Annotated in this window: 16 protein-coding genes and 1 pseudogene (1 of these 17 running past the window's edge); 4 read left to right on the top strand and 13 right to left on the bottom strand. The window is 63.8% G+C overall.

Going from position 1 to position 20,000, the window contains the following annotated elements; translation table 11 throughout:
* Nucleotides 1-402, top strand: the end of a protein-coding gene (locus tag NKH78_RS31170) for a M23 family metallopeptidase (RefSeq protein ID WP_352737559.1). Its footprint begins 1,557 nt before the window's first position; 402 of the gene's 1,959 nt are visible here — the last part of the coding sequence; the start codon falls outside the window, past its left edge; the stop codon is at nt 400-402.
* Nucleotides 403-420: 18 nt separating this feature from the next.
* Here NKH78_RS31170 and NKH78_RS31165 read toward each other — a convergent pair whose 3' ends face one another.
* Entirely contained in the window at nt 421-1,986 is a 1,566-nt protein-coding gene (locus NKH78_RS31165) for an MFS transporter (protein ID WP_352779270.1), read from the bottom strand.
* Nucleotides 1,987-2,154: 168 nt separating this feature from the next.
* Between NKH78_RS31165 and NKH78_RS31160 the strand changes: the two genes are divergently transcribed.
* Complete coding sequence (locus NKH78_RS31160) at nt 2,155-2,787, top strand: TMEM175 family protein (RefSeq protein WP_352506681.1); 633 nt, start codon at nt 2,155-2,157, stop codon at nt 2,785-2,787.
* Between the two features lie 321 nt (nt 2,788-3,108).
* Here the strand turns inward: NKH78_RS31160 and NKH78_RS31155 are convergent, their stop codons facing one another.
* From NKH78_RS31155 to NKH78_RS31115, 9 genes are all read right to left on the bottom strand, one after another.
* Nucleotides 3,109-4,593: a L,D-transpeptidase family protein gene (locus NKH78_RS31155; RefSeq protein WP_352737561.1), complete on the bottom strand. Its 1,485-nt coding sequence runs from the start codon at nt 4,591-4,593 to the stop codon at nt 3,109-3,111.
* 234 nt (nt 4,594-4,827) lie between these two features.
* Complete coding sequence (locus NKH78_RS31150; protein ID WP_352779276.1) at nt 4,828-5,193, bottom strand: MmcQ/YjbR family DNA-binding protein; 366 nt, start codon at nt 5,191-5,193, stop codon at nt 4,828-4,830.
* A gap of 148 nt (nt 5,194-5,341) precedes the next feature.
* Nucleotides 5,342-7,948, bottom strand: a complete 2,607-nt coding sequence (gene clpB, locus NKH78_RS31145; protein ID WP_352737564.1) for an ATP-dependent chaperone ClpB — start codon at nt 7,946-7,948, stop codon at nt 5,342-5,344.
* A gap of 237 nt (nt 7,949-8,185) precedes the next feature.
* Complete coding sequence (locus NKH78_RS31140) at nt 8,186-9,157, bottom strand: DUF4167 domain-containing protein (RefSeq protein WP_352885027.1); 972 nt, start codon at nt 9,155-9,157, stop codon at nt 8,186-8,188.
* Nucleotides 9,158-9,488: 331 nt separating this feature from the next.
* Nucleotides 9,489-10,367, bottom strand: a complete 879-nt coding sequence (gene prmC, locus NKH78_RS31135) for a peptide chain release factor N(5)-glutamine methyltransferase (RefSeq protein WP_352779279.1) — start codon at nt 10,365-10,367, stop codon at nt 9,489-9,491.
* Nucleotides 10,360-11,439, bottom strand: a complete 1,080-nt coding sequence (gene prfA / locus NKH78_RS31130; protein WP_352506686.1) for a peptide chain release factor 1 — start codon at nt 11,437-11,439, stop codon at nt 10,360-10,362. Before prfA ends, prmC begins: the two co-directional genes overlap by 8 nt.
* Before the next feature lie 139 nt (nt 11,440-11,578).
* Nucleotides 11,579-13,849: a phosphoenolpyruvate--protein phosphotransferase gene (ptsP, locus tag NKH78_RS31125; RefSeq protein WP_352737567.1), complete on the bottom strand. Its 2,271-nt coding sequence runs from the start codon at nt 13,847-13,849 to the stop codon at nt 11,579-11,581.
* A gap of 181 nt (nt 13,850-14,030) precedes the next feature.
* Entirely contained in the window at nt 14,031-15,284 is a 1,254-nt protein-coding gene (locus NKH78_RS31120) for an aspartate kinase (protein ID WP_352456701.1), read from the bottom strand.
* A 199-nt stretch (nt 15,285-15,483) separates the two neighbouring features.
* The gene (locus NKH78_RS31115; protein WP_352737568.1) at nt 15,484-16,050 is read right to left on the bottom strand and encodes a putative glycolipid-binding domain-containing protein; all 567 of its coding nucleotides are present in this window, start codon (nt 16,048-16,050) and stop codon (nt 15,484-15,486) included.
* Between the two features lie 217 nt (nt 16,051-16,267).
* Between NKH78_RS31115 and ubiG the strand changes: the two genes are divergently transcribed.
* Nucleotides 16,268-17,017, top strand: coding sequence for a bifunctional 2-polyprenyl-6-hydroxyphenol methylase/3-demethylubiquinol 3-O-methyltransferase UbiG (ubiG, locus tag NKH78_RS31110; RefSeq protein ID WP_254816707.1), 750 nt, complete (start codon nt 16,268-16,270; stop codon nt 17,015-17,017).
* Between the two features lie 18 nt (nt 17,018-17,035).
* Here ubiG and NKH78_RS31105 read toward each other — a convergent pair whose 3' ends face one another.
* Nucleotides 17,036-17,926 carry a DMT family transporter gene (locus NKH78_RS31105; protein ID WP_352737569.1) on the bottom strand — a complete coding sequence of 297 codons (891 nt, stop codon included), beginning with the start codon at nt 17,924-17,926 and terminating at the stop codon, nt 17,036-17,038.
* Nucleotides 17,927-18,027: 101 nt separating this feature from the next.
* Here NKH78_RS31105 and NKH78_RS31100 point away from each other — a divergent pair, with 101 nt between their 5' ends.
* Complete coding sequence (locus NKH78_RS31100) at nt 18,028-18,513, top strand: MarR family winged helix-turn-helix transcriptional regulator (protein WP_352737570.1); 486 nt, start codon at nt 18,028-18,030, stop codon at nt 18,511-18,513.
* Between the two features lie 40 nt (nt 18,514-18,553).
* Here the strand turns inward: NKH78_RS31100 and NKH78_RS31095 are convergent, their stop codons facing one another.
* Entirely contained in the window at nt 18,554-19,207 is a 654-nt protein-coding gene (locus NKH78_RS31095; RefSeq protein ID WP_352702566.1) for a Vgb family protein, read from the bottom strand.
* Between the two features lie 9 nt (nt 19,208-19,216).
* Nucleotides 19,217-20,000, bottom strand: a pseudogene (locus tag NKH78_RS31090) (hypothetical protein); the annotation flags it as partial.

The following is a 20,000-nucleotide window of genomic DNA, read 5'->3' as shown; positions in this document are numbered from 1 at the left end:
GGATCGCCGATCATTGCCGCAGGCAATGGCGTCGTCGAAAAGGCCGGCTGGGCCGGTGGCTATGGCAAGCAGATCATCTTGCGTCACGCCAATGGCTACGAGACGTCCTACAATCACCAGAGCGCGTTTGCCAAAGGCATCGAGCCGGGTGTTCGCGTTCGCCAGGGTCAGGTTATCGGCTATCTCGGCTCAACCGGCCTCTCCACCGGTCCGCACCTTCATTACGAACTGATCGTCAACGGCACCAAGGTCGATTCGATGCGCGTCCGCCTGCCGGTCGGCAAGACGCTGAAGGGCGACGACCTCGTCGCCTTCAAGCGCGAGCGCGAACGCATCGACGACCTGCTCAAGCAGGAAGACAGCAATCAGTTGAAGGTCGCGAGCGCCAAGATCGAAGGCTGAGCCGACGTTTTTTCGTGGTCAGCCCTGCTGATTCGCCGTGTCGCGCACCCATGGCAGCCGCTCGCCCGAAACCGTCGTCCAGGCGGTGATTGCCGAAAGCAGGCAAAGCAGCGCGGTCACCGCGGCAACGGCCGCGAATGCCGCGTCGCTGGCGGCAAGTCGTGCCGCATCGAGGCCGGGCGCCAGGCCGGCGGGCGGCGGTTCGCCGAAACCCGGAAGGCCGGTGCCGGCACCGGTGCCGAGCACGCCAGCATAGACCCATGCCGCCAGCGATCCCATCGCCGCCACAGCAATCAGGCCGCCGATCCGCGAAACGGCGTTGTTGATGCCCGAGGCCGCCCCCGTATCCTTGTCCTCGACCGCCGTCATGATGGCGGTCGACAGCGGCGATACCACCAGCGCCATGCCGAACCCCATCAGAGCCATCAGCGGGAATACCCCCAGCCAGAAACTGTGGATGCCCCAATAGGCCAGCAAGGCAAGTCCGGCAAAGGCAAGAGCCACAACCAGACTGCCGCTGGCGATCGGAAAGCGAGGCCCGATGCGGTCGGACCACTGGCCAACCGGTCCGGATAACAGTGCCATCAACGCCGACAGCGGCAGGAATATAAAGCCGACCTCGGCCGCGCTCAGCCCCCATCCGGCGATCATGAGCATCGGCAGATAGAACAAATTGGCCGACAGGGCAAAATAAAGGAAGAAGGTCGCCACGTTAGCGCCCGCGAACGCGCCGATTCGAAACAACGACAGGTCAATCATCGGCTCGCGCTGCCGGCGCTCGAAGACGATGAACACGACGAGCAAAACCGCACCGGCGGCAATACTCGGGCCGGACATCAGCCCCTCCCCGTCGCCGCTCATCGAGGTCAGGCCGTAAGCGAGAGCTCCGAACGCCAATATGGCGAGTGCAGCGCCGCCGAGATCGAGGCTGCGCTTTTCCGCCGGTGCATCGGCAGGGACCTTGGCCAGCAGAAGATAGATCGAGATGAGACCGAGCGGCAGATTAATGGCGAAGATCGCCCGCCAGATGCCGTCGCCGAAGGCTGACAGCACGAAGCCGCCCAGCACCGGGCCGAGCGCCGTCGTCAGTGCCGATGCCGCGGCCCAGATGCCGATCGCCCGGCCGCGTTCCTTTTTTGGATAGGCTTTGGCGATAATGGCCAGGCTGCCGGGCACCATGATGGCCGCTCCGATACCCTGGACAGCCCGAAATACAATAAGCATCGGCGGGTTAGGCGCCAGCGCGCAGGCAAGCGAGGCGGCAATGAACAGGACGATGCCGGCGACGAAAGAGTGGCGCAGGCCGAAGCGATCGCCAGCGGCGCCGCCGACGAGAATGAGGGCTGAAAGCGTCAACGCATAGGCGTTGGAGATCCATTGCGCCTCGGCCAGGCTGGCGCCGAGATCGACGCGGATCGCCGGCGTCGCAATGGCCAGGACCGATCCATCGATAAAACCGAGTGCGGAAGCCAGAATCGCGGCGATCAGCACGAACCGCCGCTGCGCCTGCGGGCAGAACGTGTCGGCCGGAAGTGGCCCGGTCAGGGGAACGGCGCCTGTACCGACTTTGGTTGGCGTGTGCATGCCGCCTTACCTAGACCGCTGGCATGCCGCCGACAACCGGCCAGCAGGCTGTTCTCGTTGAAACCAGGGCCGAACCTGGCCATACAGACAGGAGTACGCCAGTCCGGGTGCAAACGGTGGATGCCGTGCTAGATTTTCCGCAACGCTGCGACAAGGGGGAACTACCGCATGAAACGACCGCTCGAACCCTCGGCGGAAGGACGCGGGCGCGTCGTCGGCATCACCGACGGCGTGTTCGCCATCGCGCTCACCCTGATCGTTCTCGAGATCAGGGTGCCGGCGCATGAAACGGTGCATTCCGAAAGCGAGTTGATCGCCGCGATCACAGCACTGGCGCCCCGCTTCCTGACCTATGCGCTCAGCTTCCTGACGCTGACCATCTTCTGGTTCGGCCAGCAGGCGCAACACGGGTTGATCGCAAAATCCGACCGGCGGCTTGCCACGTTGAACCTCTGCTTCCTCGGCTTCATCGCCTTGCTGCCGTTCTCGACCGATCTTTTGGCCGACTTCCTTGAATTCAGGACCGCGGTGCTCGTCTACTGGCTCAATCTTCTGATGCTGGGACTGACGCTGCTCGCCAGTTGGCGCTATGCGGACAAAAACGGATTCCTGGCCGACGGTGTCGATGCGGAGACCACCCGAACGGTCTATCTGCGCATCGTCAAGGCACAGATCCTGTGGGCGATCGGCGCGGCACTATGCCTAGCCAGCCCGTTGCTCAGCGTCGGCTTCATCCTGGTGGTGCAGCTGACCTATGCCGCAGCGCTGCGCGCGCCACTGCTGCGCAAGGTCATCGGGTGACATCGTTCATCGCAGTGGGCTGTCGCAAACCGTGGACGTTGGCCGAGGCCCCTCAGCTTCGTCATCCCTGGGCGAAGCAGGAGCGAAGCTCCGTCGCGAAGACCCTGGGATCCATGCCGTGATCTCGGCCGAAGGGTGCGGCAGAGCAGAATTCCGCGCCGTCGCGGTGCTCCATCGTAACGGCATGGATCCAGGGGTCTGCGCCGCGTCGCTTCGCTCCTTGCTCCGCCCCAGGATGACGACACGATAGGGTTTCGGCAAATCTCCAAGGCTGGCGATCTGCGAAAGCATCCGACCTGCCAAACTTTTGAACCAGGGAAATTACTCGACGAACTCCACGATAACGCCGGGCGTCACGATCTTGGCGAGCTCGCGCGCATCCCAATTGGTCAGTCGCACGCAGCCATGGCTTTCGGTCTTGCCGATCTTGGACGGATCCGGCGTGCCGTGAATGCCGTAGGTCGGCTTGTCCAGTGCGATCCAGACCGAGCCGACCGGGCCGTTCGGCCCCGGCGGGATGGTCAGGATCCTGTCGTTTTCGCCCTGCTTGAAATTGATGTTAGGGTTGTAGGTGTAGTTCGGGTCCAATGCGACACGCGACACCGCATGCGTGCCGGACGGCGACGGCGTATCCGACGAGCCGATAGTCGCCGGATAGGCTGCGACCAGCTTGCCCGCCGCGTCGTAGGCACGGACCTGCTTGTTGGCCTTGTCGGCGATGATGCGCGCCACCGGCGTCGCCACCAGCCTGCCGAAATTGGCAACCTTGATGATGGTGCCCGGACGATTGAAATTGGCGTCCGGATTGAGCTGCTTCAGATAGGTTTCATCCATATGGAAGCGCTCGGCCAGCGCTTCGGGCACCGACGTGTAGCCCATGCGGTCGAGCTGGGCCTTTTGGCTGTAGTCCTCCGGTATCGAGGCAACATAAGGGCCGGCCGCATCCTCGGGCGTGATCGTATAGGAGGCGAAGGCATCGCCGCCGGATTGCGCCAGGGCCGCCTGGATGCCGATCGCGTCGGTCGATTTCAGATTGTTGCCGGTGATCTCGTTATAGGCGGCGAGCGCCTTGTCGACATTCGAGCCGAAGCGTCCGTCGATGACACCGGGCGACGCACCGGCGCGGTCGAGCAGCACCTGCAGCGCCGCCACGTCCTGGCGGGCGCCGAGCGAAAGCGGCGGGTCGACCGCCGTCTTGCCGCCAGTGCTTGGCGGCGGGGCTGTGTTTGGCGGCAAGGCCGCCTGCTCATTCGGCACTGTCGGCTCGACCGGCTCGATCGAGGCTTCGTTGAGCGGCTGGCGCTCGATGGTGCGTGGCCTCACCGGCTGCGCTGCCTCCGGGTAATCGTTGCCGTAGCCGTCATCCCGCGGCGCTTCGGGGAAGGCTTCCATCGAATTGTCGCCATAGGGGTCGTACTCGTCGTCCGGCGGCACGATGATCCTGCCTTCGTCTTCCAACTGCCTGCGGCGGAACCGGGCCGTGTCCTCAGGGTCGTCGAGATAATAGGGATCGTCCTCCTCGACCGGCCCGAGGTTGCGCAAGCGCTCGCGACGCAAAACACGGCGGTCGAGCCTGGTCTGCGGCGGCTGGATGGCGATGACCTTGCCGGTTTCCGCATCGACGATGACGCGGTTTCCCCTGGCGTCGTAATAGATGTCGAGATTGCCGTCCTGGGCGACAAGAATGCCGCCGTCATTGGCAGCACGAACCACCCGCGGCGCGGTATCGGCCATCGGCGAGGCCATCGCATTCGACGCCAGCAGCCCGGCAGCAAACGCTGAAAGGGTGAGGATGGTGCGCAACATGATGGCCAAAATTCTCCGGTCCGTAATTGCCGCCGCCGGCATTGTCTCTCAAGAGCGCCGCGCGTCCTTTTGGGTGCAAGGACGCTCTAACGCTTCACATCTCCGCATCGTGCTTTGCGAAAATCAAACTCGATTTCGGGCCGATGTGGTCGCCAACCCCTTCGCCAGCAAATCACTTGCACACGATAAGGTTCCAATATGAACCGGGCATGAAGATGGCGGATTTCTGACCGATTAACCGGCAGCGAATCCCAATTCCTTGCGCGTCTGCTTCGTCAGCTTCAGCACGACGAGACGGTGGCTTTCGCGCAAATAATCCTTCAGCGCCTCATCATCCATGCTTTCGCTTGTCCGGCGCTGGATCCATTTCATGCCGCGCGAGGCGAGATACGGCGCCGGCCGAAGGCCCGGCTGTTCCCTCAGCACGTCATAAGCGATCTCGGAGCATTTGAAGGTGACGAACGGCTCCTTGCCTTCACTCCAGCCGCCGATCGCAAACACCTTGCCGCCGACTTTCCAGACATGCGCGCCACCCCACTGCACGACATGGGTCGTCGAAGGCAGCGAGGCGCAGAAACTGTTGTAGTCGTCCAAAGTCATCTGCGCCCGCCAGTGGTGTTAGACCATGGACCGACGGGTCCGCGTAGCAAAAAGCGGATGCCGGTTTTTCGGAAAAGATCATGGTCGAAATTGAAGATAGGAAATCCATCCCGATTCGATCGGGATGGAACAGGCTCTTGGCTTGAACTCAGGCGGCCGCCTCGGTTGCCACGACCGCGGGCTTCGAGCGGAAGTTCAAGCGGTCGGATCCGGCGGTGACCTTGACGGTCGAGCCGTCAAGGATCTCGCCGAGCAGTATCTTTTCCGCCAGCGGATCCTGCAATTCCTTCTGCATCACCCGCTTCAGCGGCCGCGCGCCATAGGCCGGGTCGTAACCCTTGGCCGCCAGCCAGTCGATCGCCTCCTGATCGAGCGAAAGCGATATCTTGCGGTCGACAAGCAGGTTTTCCAGCCGCTTGAGCTGGATTTGGACGATCTGGCCCATATCCTGGCGGCGCAGCCGGTGGAACAGGATGACCTCGTCGATGCGGTTGAGGAATTCCGGCCGGAACGAAGCCCTGACGACATTCATCACCTCGTCGCGCACGACGTCGACATCCTGGTCCTCGCCGAGATTGACCAGATATTCGGCGCCGAGATTGGACGTCATGATGATCAGCGTATTGCGGAAGTCGACCGTGCGGCCCTGGCCGTCCGTCAGCCGGCCGTCGTCGAGCACCTGCAGCAGCACGTTGAACACGTCCGGATGCGCCTTCTCGATCTCGTCGAACAGCACGACCTGATAGGGCCGGCGCCGCACCGCTTCGGTCAGCGCGCCGCCTTCCTCATAGCCGACATAGCCGGGAGGCGCGCCGATCAGCCGGGCGACCGAGTGCTTCTCCATGAACTCCGACATGTCGATACGCACCATCGCGCTCTCGTCATCGAACAGGAAGCTGGCCAGCGCCTTGGTCAGTTCGGTCTTGCCGACGCCCGTCGGCCCGAGGAACATGAACGAGCCGAGCGGCCGGTTCGGGTCCTGCAGACCGGCGCGCGCACGGCGTACCGCCTTCGACACTGCCTGCACGGCCTCGCCCTGGCCGACGACGCGCTTGCCGATCTCGTCTTCCATGCGCAACAGCTTGTCGCGCTCGCCTTCCAGCATCTTGTCGACCGGGATCCCCGTCCAGCGCGAGACGATATGAGCGACGTGATCGGGGCCGACCACTTCTTCGACCATGCCGGCCTTGCCATCCCTGGCTTCGGCCTGCTTCAGCTGCTTTTCGAGTTCCGGGATCTTGCCGTAGGCAAGTTCGCCGGCGCGCTGGAATTCACCCTGGCGCTGGGCGATGGCAAGTTCGTTGCGCGCCTCGTCGAGCTGTTTCTTGAGGTCGGCGGCAAGGCCGAGCTTCTGCTTCTCGGCCTGCCATTTCGAGGTCAGCTCGGTCGATTCCTCCTCGAGGTTCGAGAGTTCCTTCTCGAGCCGGGCGAGCCGGTCCTTCGAGGCGTCGTCCTTCTCGACCTTGAGCGCCTCGCGCTCGATCTTGAGCTGCATGATGCGGCGATCTATCTCGTCCAGCGCCTCGGGCTTCGAATCGACCTGCATGCGGAGCCGCGACGCGGCCTCGTCGACCAGGTCGATCGCCTTGTCCGGCAGGAAGCGGTCAGCGATGTAGCGGTTGGACAGGGTTGCGGCCGCGACCAGCGCCGAATCCGAGATGCGCACCTTGTGGTGCTGCTCGTATTTCTCTTTCAGGCCGCGCAGGATCGAAACGGTGTCTTCGACCGTTGGCTCATTGACGAAGACCGGCTGGAAGCGGCGGGCAAGGGCCGCATCCTTCTCGACATGCTTGCGGTATTCGTCGAGCGTAGTGGCGCCGACGCAGTGCAGTTCGCCGCGGGCCAGCGCCGGCTTCAGCAGGTTCGACGCGTCCATGGCGCCATCCGCCTTGCCGGCGCCGACCAACGTGTGCATCTCGTCGATGAACAGGATGATGCCGCCGGCGGCGGACGTGACCTCGGAAAGTACCGCCTTCAGCCGCTCCTCGAACTCGCCGCGGTATTTGGCGCCGGCGATCAGCGAGCCCATGTCGAGCGCCATCAGCTGCTTGTCCTTGAGCGATTCCGGCACATCGCCATTGACGATGCGCAGCGCCAGCCCTTCAGCGATCGCCGTCTTGCCGACGCCGGGGTCGCCGATCAGCACCGGGTTGTTCTTGGTGCGGCGCGACAGCACCTGGATCGTGCGGCGGATCTCGTCGTCACGGCCGATGACCGGATCGAGCTTGCCCGCGCGAGCGTCCGCCGTCAGGTCGCGCGCGTATTTCTTCAGCGCGTCGTAGCCCTGCTCGGCGCTCGCCGAATCGGCGGTACGACCTTTGCGTACGTCGTTGACGACCTGGTTCAGCTTCTGCGGCGTGACACCGGCCTTGGCCAGGATGTCGGCCGTCTTGGCCGATTTTTCCATGGCGAGCGCCTGCAACAGCCGTTCGACGGTGACGAAGCTGTCACCGGCCTTCTTGGCCAGTTCCTCGGCGGTCGAAAACACCTTTGCCAGCGGCTGGGCCAGATAGAGCTGGCCATTGCCGCCCTCGACCTTGGGCATTGCCTCCAGTGCCGTTTCGACGCCGAGCTTGACGTCCCGGACATTGCCGCCGGCGCGCTCGATCAGCGACGCAGCCAGGCCCTCGTCGTCATCGACGAGGACCTTGAGGATATGCTCGGGGGTGAATTGCTGGTGATTGCGGGAAAGCGCCATGGTTTGCGCGGACTGGATAAAGCCGCGCACGCGCTCGGAATATTTTTCAAGATTCATGCCTGTCTCCTTCCGTCACCGGCCCGCTTCGCGGCACCGGATCAGATTGCGGTGACGGACCCGCCCGTTCGAGCCGGATCCTGTTCACGCAAGATATGGGACGCAAACCACGGACCCTCAAGACGCCTCGACACTGGCGAATGGATAATATTGCGAGCGCGCAAAACAAAAACGGCGGAGATTTCTCTCCGCCGTCCATACATGTCGCGCAAAAGTGCGCAGCGAACGTTTTTTCGATCAATTCTCGACGTCTGCGATCACAGCTTGACCGCCGGGGCTTTCAGCCGGCGCTGCATCGACATTGCCAGCGTCGGTATTGCCAGTCCCGGCATTGCCAGTCCCGGCATTGCTTGTCTCGGCATTGCTTGTCTCGGCACTCTCAGGGCCGGCGTTGTCGTTGCCGCCATTTGCCTGTTCGACATCGAGGCGCGGGCGACGCGGGCGCCTGGGGCGGCGGGCCGGGCTGCTTTCGGCAGCGGCTTCGTTGAGCTCGGCCTGGGCGGCGAGACCCGCCGGCGAAAGGTTGTCAAATTGCTGTGCGGGCTCACCCACCAAGATCGGCTCAGCTGCCCGCACGGGCTCCGCCTGCGCCGGAACCTCGTCGCGCCGTGGCTGTTCGACGCGCTGGCCACCCTGCTGCTCGCCGCGCGAGCTATACTCGCCACGCTGGCCGTTCTGGCCGTAACCGCCATTGGGGCGACGGTCGCGGTGGCGTCCGCCATTATTGTCGCGGCCGTCACGGTTATCGCGGCGGCCGCGATTGTCACGGCTGTTTTCCTGGTTCAGCGCCAGCTCGGCCGGCGTGCCATCGATGACCGGCTGCGGGCCGGCCCCCTGATTGACCGTCGAGCCCGATGTCTCGTTGGCATTGTTGTTGCCGGCATTGTCGAACTCGTCGCGATCCTCGTCGCCATCATCGTCGAAATCATCGCGAATCTGCTGGGCGTTCTGGATCGGCATCTGCGCCTGAGCGGCTGCGATGATGCGGTTATAGTGTTCTGCGTGCTGGAGATAGTTTTCCGCCATCACCCGGTCGCCGGAGCTGTGCGCGTCACGGGCAAGGGTTGCGTACTTCTCGGCAATCTGCTGAGCCGATCCGCGGATCTTCACGTCCGGGCCGTTGCTCTCATAGTTGCGCGTCAGGGGATTCGGCCCCTTACGGTTGTTATTGTTATTGCCGCCGCCGCCATTGTTGTTGCGACCGCGCATGCGCCTGTTTTGCTGTTGTGGCCTCATTAGACTCTCTTCACTTTGAAATTTTCGAAAAACTCTTCACGAACGGAGGCGCTCATGCGGCCAGCCGTTTCGTTCTTTCACCGGCGTTCGCCCGCATCAATTGCGTTGGCGCCACGTGCCATCCTGTTCCGGTTACTTCACTTGCCGGACGATTCCCGCACGAAGCTTGGGCGTCGTTTGCGCAAGAAGGCAGCTATTTCCAAGGAAAACCGAATCGCTAAGAGCACTGCCTGCTTCGTCTCATCCGGTTAAGGCGACCCTAGCCGCATTCCCCGGTATTGCCAAGCGCTTTTTTCGCACTGCATCACGGCTTCCACCGTTCGAACACAAGAACTCTGTTGTTTCCGCCGAGATCACGAAACACCCCGACAGAACTGTACCCGGCCGCGGAGAATATCTCCGTAACCTGTTGGTGCTGCGTATGGCCGATCTCGACCGCAATCCTGCCTTGGACTTCCAAATACGCTGCCGCTCCTGCGGCGATCTTCCTGTAGGGGCTCAGACCGTCCACACCGCCATCCAGGGCCTGGCGTGGATCGAAACCGCGGACCTCGTCCTGCAGATTTCCAATGTCGTCTGAGGGTATATAGGGAGGGTTTGCGGCAATTACATGGTACCGGCCAGAAACTTTTTCAAACCAGTCGGATTTGAGCGCCGTGAACCGGCCGGCGAGCCCCAATTCCCTGGCATTGCGCGTGGCGGTGGCCAGCGCCTCTTGCGAAATGTCGACGCCGGTGGCGGTCGCGGCCGGAACCGCGCTGAGCAACGCCAGCGCGATGGCACCGGTGCCGGTCCCGAGATCGAGGATGCGGCAACCGCCTTCGCGTGCCGCCGTTGCCTTAACGAAAGGCAGCACCGCCTCGACCAGCGTTTCGGTATCCGGTCGCGGCTCCAGCGTTTGCGGCGAAAGCGAAAGGCGCAAGCCGTAGAATTCGCGGTAACCGAGGATGCGGTGCACCGGTTCGCCGGCGACGCGCCGCCGCAAAGCGGCATCGATTGCCGCCGTCACGTCCGCATCGACCGCGCACCCAGGATCGGCGATGGCCTGCGTGCGGTTCGTGCCGGAAAAATGCTCGACGATCAGCCTGGAATCGAGCGCCGGATCCGCAATCCCGGCTGCGGCGAGCCGGTTTCGCGCTTCCCGCAGCAGCGGCGCCAGAGTGGCGGGCAGGCTGTCAGCCATCGATGCCTATATCGGCGAGCAGCTTCGACTGGTGATCGGCTATCAGCGCGTCGATGATCTCGTCGAGTTCACCCATCATCACCCGGTCGAGCTTGTAGAGCGTCAGGTTGATGCGATGATCGGTGACGCGACCCTGCGGAAAATTATAGGTGCGGATGCGTTCCGAGCGGTCGCCCGAGCCAACCTGCGACTTGCGCGATTCTGAACGTTCCTCGTCCGCTTTGCTGCGTTCGAGGTCGTAAAGCCTGGCGCGCAGGATCTGCATGGCCTTCGCCCGGTTCTGGTGCTGCGATTTTTCCGCCTGCACTACCATGATGCCGGTCGGCAGATGGGTGATGCGCACGGCCGAATCGGTGGTGTTGACGTGCTGCCCGCCGGAACCCGAGGCGCGCATCGTGTCGATGCGGATGTCTTCGGCCCGGATGTCGATGTCGACCTCTTCGGCTTCCGGCAGCACCGCGACCGTCGCCGCCGAAGTGTGGATGCGCCCGCCCGCCTCGGTCGTCGGCACGCGCTGCACCCGGTGCACGCCGGATTCGAACTTCAGATGGGCAAAGACGCCCTTGCCCGAAACGGTGGCGATGATTTCCTTGTAGCCGCCGACTTCGCCTTCGCTGGCCGACACCGTCTCGAAACGCCAGCCATGCGCCGCTGCATAGCGCTCGTACATGCGAAACAGGTCGCCGGCAAAAAGCGCCGCCTCGTCACCGCCGGTGCCGGCGCGGATTTCGAGGATGGCGTTCTTGTCGTCTGCGGCATCCTTGGGCAACAGCAGGATCTGGATGTCCTTTTGCAGTACCTCGATGCGATGCTTGACCTCCGGCAGGTCGGCCTCGGCCAAGGCGCGCATCTCGGCGTCGGTGCCCTTGTCGGCGAGCATCGCCTCCAGATCGGCCTGTTCGCGCTCGGCGGCGCGCAGTGCCCTGATCTTTGCCACCATCTGCTGGATGTCGGCATATTCGGAGGCCATCCTCACATAGGCGTCCGGCGCCGGCCCGGCCGACATCTGCGCTTCGAGCATGTCGAAACGCTTGACGACTTGATCCATACGGTCGCGGGGCAGGTTGATCATGGTCCTGGAACTTCGATGGGATTCACGTCAGGGCGAGTCGAAAATGACGGATTTCGAGAACCGGAGCGGAATGTACATTTAAGTACATGGGCACCGGAAGCGCAGAAAATCGACATTTGCAGGCCGCCCTCACGTGAATCTACAGCGGTATGGAGCGGTCGTCGGCAAACGCCTGCAGCAGCGCCCGCATCGGCAGGCCATGCGCCGGCGCCATCAGATTGTCGTCGAAGAACGCTTCCAGCTCGCTGAGCGGCAGTTCCGTCAGCATCGCCTTGACCGGGCCGATCGATGCCGGCGACATCGAGATCGAGCGGTAACCAAGGCCGATCAGCGCCATCGCTGAAATCGGCTTGCCGGCAAGTTCGCCGCACAGGGTCACCGGCGTATTGTTGCGCGCCCCGGCGTCGGCAATCTGCTTCAGGACGCGCAGGAACGGCGTCGAGAGCGGGTCGAAGCGGTCGGACAACTGGGTGTTGCCGCGATCCACCGCCATCACGAACTGGAACAGGTCGTTCGAGCCGACCGAGACGAAATCGACCGCCTTCATCAGTTCGTCGAGCTGGAACAGCAGCGACGGCACCTCCAGCATCGCCCCGAGTTTGAGGCTGGTCGGCAAATGATGGGCAAAGCGCGACAGATGCCGCACCTCGCGATCGATGATCTCGCGCGCCTGCGCAATCTCGCCGAGTTCGGTCACCATCGGCAGCATCAGCTTCAGTTCGCGTCCGCCGCACGCCTTGAGCAGCGCGCGGATCTGGGTACGCAGCAATCCGGGCCGGTCGAGGGTCAGGCGGATGGCGCGCCAGCCGAGTGCCGGGTTCTCTTCCTGAATCGAGCCCTTGAAATAGGGCAGCACCTTGTCGCCGCCGATATCGATGGTGCGGAATGTCACCGGCTTGCCGCGCGCCGCTTCGAGCACGTCACGATAGAGCCGCTCCTGGGCTTCGGCGCGCGGAAAGGTCGAGGCGACCATGAATTGCAGTTCGGTGCGGAACAGGCCGATGCCGGCCGCACCTGCTTCGGCCAGTTGCGGCAAATCCACCGCCAGTCCGGCATTCATCAGAAGATCGACCTGGACTCCGTCCTTGGTCACCGACGGCTTCTTGCGCAGCTCGCGGTAGACCTCCTGCCGCCGCGCCCTGAAGCGCACTTTCTCGGCATAGGCCGCCTCGAGGTCGGGCTGCGGGCGCAGATGGATCGTGCCTTCCTCGCCGTCGACGATGATGGCATCGCCGTTTTCCGCCATGGAAACGGCGCCCTTCATCTGGCCGGCGACGGGTATGCCCATGGCTCGCGCCACGATGACGACATGGCTGGTCGCGGCGCCGTCTTCCAGCACCAGCCCGCGCAGCTTGTCCCTGGGATAATCGAGCAGCTCGGCAGCCCCCATCGAGCGGGCGACGATGATGGCGTCCTTGGGCAGCGAGGCCGCGACGTCCTCCGGTCCGCGCCCCATCAGCTGCCGCAGCAGCCGATTGGCGAGATCGTCGAAATCGCTCATCCGTTCCCGCAGATACGGATCGGTCATATGCAGCATGCGGGCACGCATGTCGCTCTGCACCTTTTCGACCGCCGCTTCGGCCGTCAGGCCATTGCGGATCGCCTCCTCCAGCCGGCGCACCCAGCCGCGGTCGTTGGCGAACATGCGATAGGCTTCGAGCACCTGGCGATGCTCGCCCTCGAAGGCGACATCGCGGCGCTCCAGCATGTCGTCGATGGAGAGCCTGAGCGAGCCGAGCGAGGCGTCGAGCCGCCTGACCTCTTCCTCGCTGTCCTCGTTGAACAGGTTGGTGACGACGATACGCGGCTCGTGCAGCACCACATGGCCGAGCCCGACGCCTTCATTGAAGGACAGGCCGGTAAAGCTTACCGGCCGACGCAGATCGAGCTCAAGGCCGGGCCTTGTCAGCCGCTCCAGATCGCCGGTGGCGATCATCTCGGCGATCACCATCGCCGTCGTTTCCAGCGCCTCGACCTCGTCGTCGCGATAATGGCGCATGGTCTTGTTCTGCACGACCAGGACGCCGAGCGTCCGCCCTGCCCGCAGCACCGGCACGCCGAGGAAGGAATTGTATATCTCTTCTCCTGTCTCCGGCAGGTAGGCGAAGGCAGGATGCTCCTGCGCGTTGGAGAGGTTGAGCGGCCGCGCCGAGGCCGCGATCGTGCCGACCAGGCCTTGGCCCAGCCTGAGCTGCGCCAGGTGGACGGCGTTCGGGTTCAAGCCTTCGGTGGCGTAGAGTTCGAGCACCGAATCGGCGCGCAGAACATAAAGCGAGCAGACCTCGGCAACCATGTTGGAGGCGATGTCGCGCACGATTCGGTCAAGCCGCTCCTGCGGCTCCAGCGGCTCTTGCATGAGCTCGCGGAGCCGTTTCAGCAAAACGCGCGGGCCACTGGCCGAATCACGCATCGCGGCTTCTTCTCCAATAGCGTTTCAACCGGTGCAGGTTGCCCTGCACAGCGGCACAAACGCAACAACTCAATTAGAGCGCCATCGTCCAATTGGACGCATAAAGACCGCTCCAAGCCTTTCGATCCGCCGCATCCCGCCTTCCGAAAATCGACTCCGATTTTCGGGCCGATGCAGTCTGCTACTGCTTATCCAGACCGTACACGGAATGCAAAGTGCGAACTGCTAGTTCCGTATAGGGACCGTCGATCAGGATCGAAATCTTGATTTCGGACGTTGTGATGGCGCGGATGTTGATCGCGCGGTCGGCCAGCGCCTTGAAGGCGGTGGCGGCGACGCCTGCATGGCTGCGCATGCCGATGCCGATGACCGAGACCTTCGACATGCCGGCTTCCGACTGCACCACGTCGTAGCCGATCGTCGCCTTCAGCCGTTCGAGCACGGCAAGCGCCTTGTCGACGTCGCCGGATGGCACGGTGAAGGTCATGTCAGTGAACTTGCCGTCCTCGGAAATGTTCTGGACGATCATATCGACATTGATGTTGGCCTCGGCCAGCGGCCCGAAAATGCCGGCGGCGACGCCCGGCCGGTCGCCGACGCGGCGCAGCGAAATCTGCGCTTCGTCCTTGGCATAGGCAATTCCGGTGACGACCTGCTGTTCCACGATCTCTTCCTCGTCGCAAATAAGCGTTCCCGGCGGATTGAGCAAATCCCCCATTCCTGGTGCATCGGGATCGTCGAAGGACGACCGCACAAAGGTACGCACCCTGTGCACCATGGCAAGCTCGACCGAGCGCACCTGCAGGACCTTGGCCCCGAGCGAGGCCATTTCGAGCATTTCCTCGAAGGAAATCTTGGCCAGCCGCCGGGCCTTCGGCTCGATGCGCGGATCGGTCGTGTAGACCCCATCGACATCGGTGTAGATATCGCAGCGGTCGGCCTTGACCGCCGCCGCGATGGCGACTGCGCTGGTATCGGAACCGCCGCGGCCGAGTGTTGCGATCCGGTTGTCCGGCCCGATGCCCTGGAAACCGGCGACCACCGCCACCTGGCCTTCGCCGAAGCGCTTGATCAGGAATCCGCCGTCGATATCGAGAATGCGCGCCGCGCCATGCGCGTTATCGGTCTTGATCGGAATCTGCCAGCCTTGCCAGGAACGGGCATGCACGCCGATGTTCTGCAGCGCGATCGCCAGCAAGCCGGCCGTAACCTGTTCGCCGGAAGCGACTACGGCGTCGTATTCGCGCGCATCGTGCATTGGCGAGGCCTCGCGCGTCCATTGCACGAGCTCGTTGGTCTTGCCGGCCATCGCCGAGACCACCACTGCGACCTCATGCCCGGCATCGACCTCGCGTTTGACATGGCGCGCCACATTGCGGATGCGGGCGATGTCGGCGACGGAGGTCCCGCCGAATTTCATCACGATGCGCGCCATGGAAGCGAAATGCCTTTGACTGGATGCCGGACCGAAGGCCGAAAAGTGGAAAAATGCGCCAAGCTGTGGCGAGGCGCTCAATGCGCGGCCTCCTTAGCCAAATGACAGTCGTTTCGCAAGGCGTGCCGCCGCTGGCGGCCGGGCGACACACCAGCGCAGCATCGTGCCTGCCCTGCGTCTTGCCAATATGGTGCGCGCTTCAGCCCAGCCGTGCCGTGGCTCTCCACAGGCGCGGATAGTCGAGGACGAAACCGATCGGCGAGACCTCCAGCATCTCATTGTAGCCGAACATCGGGGCTTCGTAGGCGTAATGTGCCGCATCGACGCGCTGGTAGGTCTGTTCCAGGCGCACGAGCCTGAGTTCGGGAAATGTCAGATAGGCTGCCGGCGCGGGCGTCGCCATGCCGACATCGAGGGCAAAACGGCGAAGCGCCAAAAGGTTTGTGGCGGGTGTGAAGCCGAGATCGACATCGATGAGACCGTCGACTTCCGCTTGATGATCGCCGTTCAGCGTCCATTGGCGCTCGGTCAGCCGCTCGATCCCATAATGCAGCTCTTGCGTGCCGAGAAAGCCGTCGGCACGCGCCGAGCGTGTACGCCAATCGGCGTCGCAGTTCACTTCGTACGCGATGCTGCACGGTCTGCCGTCCTGGACGAAAAGCGCGTGTCCCCTGAGGTTCCACCCGGAACTCGCTTCCGACAGAAGACAAGCGTCGTGGCCTTCCTGGTCAGGCCGGCGCCAAAGAATGGAAGCTACCGTCCGCATCGTTGTGCACTCCTCCGAACCCGATGTCTCTGCTTCGTTCGCCAAAGCATTGGTGTTTCCTTCCGGCACACCATCAACTGACACGTGCTGACACAAATGCAGCCGGCAAAAGGCGGCGCCGGCAGGCATCGCGCGCATCGCGCAGCCGGCGGTGAATTTCGCGCCTTGACATTCGCAGCCTCGCGCCCGACTTCCTAGCGTCCGAGGAGACCACGCCATGCCTGAGCCCCGACGATCGACGATCGATGCCGGAGAGGTGGAACGCTTTTCCGCCCTTGCCGCCGAATGGTGGAACCCGAACGGCAAGTTCCGCCCGTTGCACAAGTTCAACCCGATCCGGCTTGCCTATATCCGCGACCAGGTGGCGGCCCGCTTCGGCCGCGATCCGCGTGCGGCACGGCCGTTCGAAGGCCTGCGCTTCCTTGACATCGGCTGCGGCGGCGGGCTTTTGTGCGAACCGATGGCGCGGCTTGGCGCCGAGGTGGTCGGCGCCGATGCCTCCGCCACCAACATCGAAGTGGCCAAGCTGCATGCGGCGGAAGTCGGCGTGAGCGTTGATTACCGCGCCACCACCGCGGAAGACCTGGCCGACGCCGGCGAAAAATTCGACGTCATCCTCAACATGGAAGTGGTCGAGCATGTCGCCGATGTCGATCTGTTCCTGGCCAAATGCGGCGAGATGGTCAAGCCCGGCGGCATCATGTTCGTGGCCACCATCAACCGCACGCTGAAGGCCCTGGGCCTGGCCATCATCGGCGCCGAATATGTGCTGCGCTGGCTGCCCCGCGGCACCCACCAGTTCGGCAAGCTGGTGCGCCCCGAGGAACTGGAAAAGGCGCTTGCCGGCGCCGGCCTGACCGTCATTGACCGCACCGGCGTCACCTACAACCCGCTCGCCGACCGCTGGCAGCGCTCGAAGGACATGGACGTCAACTACATGGTGCTGGCGGAGAAGGCATCCGTCTGAACTTACGCCTCCTCGCCCCTAGGTCTTCTGGCTTTGCGCCTTGGTGGTGATGAACACGCCGGCGGTGATGATGACGGCACCGGCCCAGGTCAGCAGTTGATAGCGCTCGCCGAGGAAGAGGGTCCCGGCAAACAGCCCGACCGCCGCCGCGACGTAGCCGATCTGGCTGAGATAGACCGGGCCGCCGACCGCTTGCAGGCGGAAGAAGAAGGCGAACATCGCCGAGGCTGATGCCACCTGTGCCGCAGCGACCAGCGGCACGCCGCCGAGCGAGCCGAATGCATTGCCTTCCAGCAGCACCAGAATGCCGGCAAGCAGCATCAAAGCTGCTGCCAGATGGCTGCCGACGGCGAGCTCGATCGGGCCGGTGCCTTCGGGCCAGTCGACGGTACGGTAAATGTTGCCGGCGGCGAGGCTGACGGGGATGAGCAGGCCCATCGCAACCCAGAAAAATTCGGCCGGCTGGCCCGCTTCGCCGCGCGTCACGGCCACCATGACTGCGCCCACGAAACCGACGGCGATGCCGACGACGCCCAGCGTGGTCGGGCGCCTGACGCCGAGCAGCATCGAGAACACCAGCGTGACGACCGGCGACAGCGTGAACATGATGCCGCTATAGCCGGCGCCCAGATGCGGAATCGCTGAAAACATCAGCAGATTGGGGATTGCGTAGGAGACGGCCGCGGTCACGAAGAAATAGCGCAGCCTGTGCAGCGTAAGCCGCATGCGCTGCCCGTTGAGCAGCAATGCGCACAAAAGCACGCCGCCGGCGCCAAGCGAGATGACGAAGGCCCAGACCATGGCGGGCACGCCGGCCGTCGTCGCGATCTTGCCGAACGGCAGCGTCAGGCCGAGCAGTCCGCCGGTGACGACCAGAAGGCCAAGCGCCGAGTCCCAGAGAAATTTCATCGCACCATCCCGTCGCCCGTTCGCGGCCCTTGGCCTACACCACAAGCTGAGGTAAGATAATATAAAGATTCTTCACGTCAAGATACGTAACGGTGAGAGACATGGATCGCGCGGCAAAAGCGATCGAGCAATGGAAAAAGGAACGGCCGGATCTCGATGTCTCGCCGATGGCCGTGCTTGGACGGTTGAACGAGGCCGCCTCGTTGATCGCACGAGAGCGGCTGGCGCCGCTGTTTGCAAGTTACGGGCTGCAATCCGGAGAATTCGACGTGCTGGCGACGCTGCGTCGTTGCGGGCCGCCATATGCGCTGACGCCGACGGCTCTGTACGAGGCGACGATGGTGACGTCGGGCGCGATGACCAACCGCCTCGATCGGCTCGAGAAATCCGGCCTGATCAAGCGCGGGCCGCACCCCGACGATCGCCGCGGGATTATTGTGCAGCTGACCGGGAAGGGCCTCGCTTTGATCGATGAGGCGGTGACTGCTCACGTCACCAACGAGCACCAGATACTTTCTGGGTTAGCACGCCCGGAGCAGACCATGCTGGCCCGCCTGCTCGAAAAACTGATCGCGAGCTTGAGCTAACCGAACCGGCCAAGGGCCGGGCCGAGGGGATGGAAAAAGCTCAGATCTTGGTCGCAGAGCCTCGTTTGGGCCGGCGAACAGCTCTGATCTTGCCGCTGTTTCCGCCACCGCAGAAAAACTGGTCGCCGCCATCGGATTCGAGCCCCGACACGCCTGTTCCCGGCGGCATATCGAGCTTCTCCAGAACCTTTCCCGTTTCAGGATCGATCCGCCGGACATCGCTCTCCTCGCCCTCCCAAGTCCCATGCCACAGCTCGCCGTCGACCCAGCTGACGCCGGTGACGACGCGGTTGGAAACGATGGTGCGAAGGATTGCCCCTGTCTCGGGATCGACCTGATGAATCTTTCGGCCCCGATGCTGCCCGACCCAGAGCGTTCCTTCGGCCCAGGCGAGCCCGGAATCACCGCCATTGCCAGGCGCCGGGATCGACGCCAGCACCTGGCCATTCTTTGGATCGATCTTCTGGATGCGATCCTCGGCGATTTGATAGAGGTGCTGGCCGTCGAAGGCCGTTCCGGCGTGTGCGGCGACCTCGATCGACCGCACCACTTTGCCGCTTGCCGGATCGAAGGCGTTCAATCTGTCGCCTGAGGCAAACCAGACATGCTCACCGTCGAAGGTAACGCCGTCTACGTGGTCGACACCCGGAAAGGGTCCGTATTCACGGATGATTTCGGCAGAGGATCGTTCCATAATTCCATCCTAGTAGCCCGGCAGTGGACCGGGGAGTAACAAGATTGTCGGGAAACCCGGCAGCGGCGGGGTCATCCAGCGACGCGCCCGTCCGCGGCCGAACGACTGCACCTTGCCGGCCTGGGCGAGCTGCTCGAGCGCCCGCTGCACGGTACGCGAACTGGCTCCAAGCGCAATCGCCAAGGCCGAACTCGACCAAGACTCGCCGTCAGCGAGGAAGGCGAGCACGGCGGCATGCTCTTCTTCGACGGGCGGCGCCAGCACGACGACCTCACCTGCGCGGCGCGGCGCCAGCGCAAACCCCCGCTTCGTTGCGCTCACATCGGCCAAGCTACGAAGCTCCGCGCGAAGCCGCCCGACTTCGACCCGTAACCGTGCGCGATGTGATTCGTCCGCGTCCTTTCCGCGGAAAGCGCGCGCGATAAGCGTCGATCTTGCCACGTCCCCCGGCCAGGCTTCGGCCAGCGCGCGGGCCAGCGCGAACAGCACCGGGCGGGTCGCCAGCGAGACGACCGTATCTGCTACCCGCATCACATTGCGGCATGCATCCACCACGAGCGCCCCCGACGCCAGAAGCGCTTCGACTTCATCGAGCAGGAGGGGCCGTTCCTCACCACGGGCGATAAGGCGTGCCGCCGGCGTATCCAGCACCACCGATGCGCTCTCCACCTCCGCGATCAGCGCGGGGATGCCGGACGCGGGGGGCCCCCCCCCCCCCCCCCCCCCCGGCCGGCCCGCCCGCCCCCCGCCCCCCCCGCGCCTGGGGGGGGCGCCGCCACCCACCCCCCGGGGG

Source organism: Mesorhizobium sp. M0910 (assembly GCF_040319465.1).
Classification (GTDB): Bacteria; Pseudomonadota; Alphaproteobacteria; order Rhizobiales; family Rhizobiaceae; genus Mesorhizobium.
This window is presented reverse-complemented; position numbering and strand designations above follow the sequence as displayed.

Coding starts and splice junctions, on each gene's coding strand:
- NKH78_RS31165 (WP_352779270.1), bottom strand. CDS start 1,986: ATGCACACGCCAACCAAAGTCGGTACAGGCGCCGTTCCCCTGACCGGG.
- NKH78_RS31160 (WP_352506681.1), top strand. CDS start 2,155: ATGAAACGACCGCTCGAACCCTCGGCGGAAGGACGCGGGCGCGTCGTC.
- NKH78_RS31155 (WP_352737561.1), bottom strand. CDS start 4,593: ATGTTGCGCACCATCCTCACCCTTTCAGCGTTTGCTGCCGGGCTGCTG.
- NKH78_RS31150 (WP_352779276.1), bottom strand. CDS start 5,193: ATGACTTTGGACGACTACAACAGTTTCTGCGCCTCGCTGCCTTCGACG.
- clpB (WP_352737564.1), bottom strand. CDS start 7,948: ATGAATCTTGAAAAATATTCCGAGCGCGTGCGCGGCTTTATCCAGTCC.
- NKH78_RS31140 (WP_352885027.1), bottom strand. CDS start 9,157: ATGCGCGGTCGCAACAACAATGGCGGCGGCGGCAATAACAATAACAAC.
- prmC (WP_352779279.1), bottom strand. CDS start 10,367: ATGGCTGACAGCCTGCCCGCCACTCTGGCGCCGCTGCTGCGGGAAGCG.
- prfA (WP_352506686.1), bottom strand. CDS start 11,439: ATGATCAACCTGCCCCGCGACCGTATGGATCAAGTCGTCAAGCGTTTC.
- ptsP (WP_352737567.1), bottom strand. CDS start 13,849: ATGCGTGATTCGGCCAGTGGCCCGCGCGTTTTGCTGAAACGGCTCCGC.
- NKH78_RS31120 (WP_352456701.1), bottom strand. CDS start 15,284: ATGGCGCGCATCGTGATGAAATTCGGCGGGACCTCCGTCGCCGACATC.
- NKH78_RS31115 (WP_352737568.1), bottom strand. CDS start 16,050: ATGCGGACGGTAGCTTCCATTCTTTGGCGCCGGCCTGACCAGGAAGGC.
- ubiG (WP_254816707.1), top strand. CDS start 16,268: ATGCCTGAGCCCCGACGATCGACGATCGATGCCGGAGAGGTGGAACGC.
- NKH78_RS31105 (WP_352737569.1), bottom strand. CDS start 17,926: ATGAAATTTCTCTGGGACTCGGCGCTTGGCCTTCTGGTCGTCACCGGC.
- NKH78_RS31100 (WP_352737570.1), top strand. CDS start 18,028: ATGGATCGCGCGGCAAAAGCGATCGAGCAATGGAAAAAGGAACGGCCG.
- NKH78_RS31095 (WP_352702566.1), bottom strand. CDS start 19,207: ATGGAACGATCCTCTGCCGAAATCATCCGTGAATACGGACCCTTTCCG.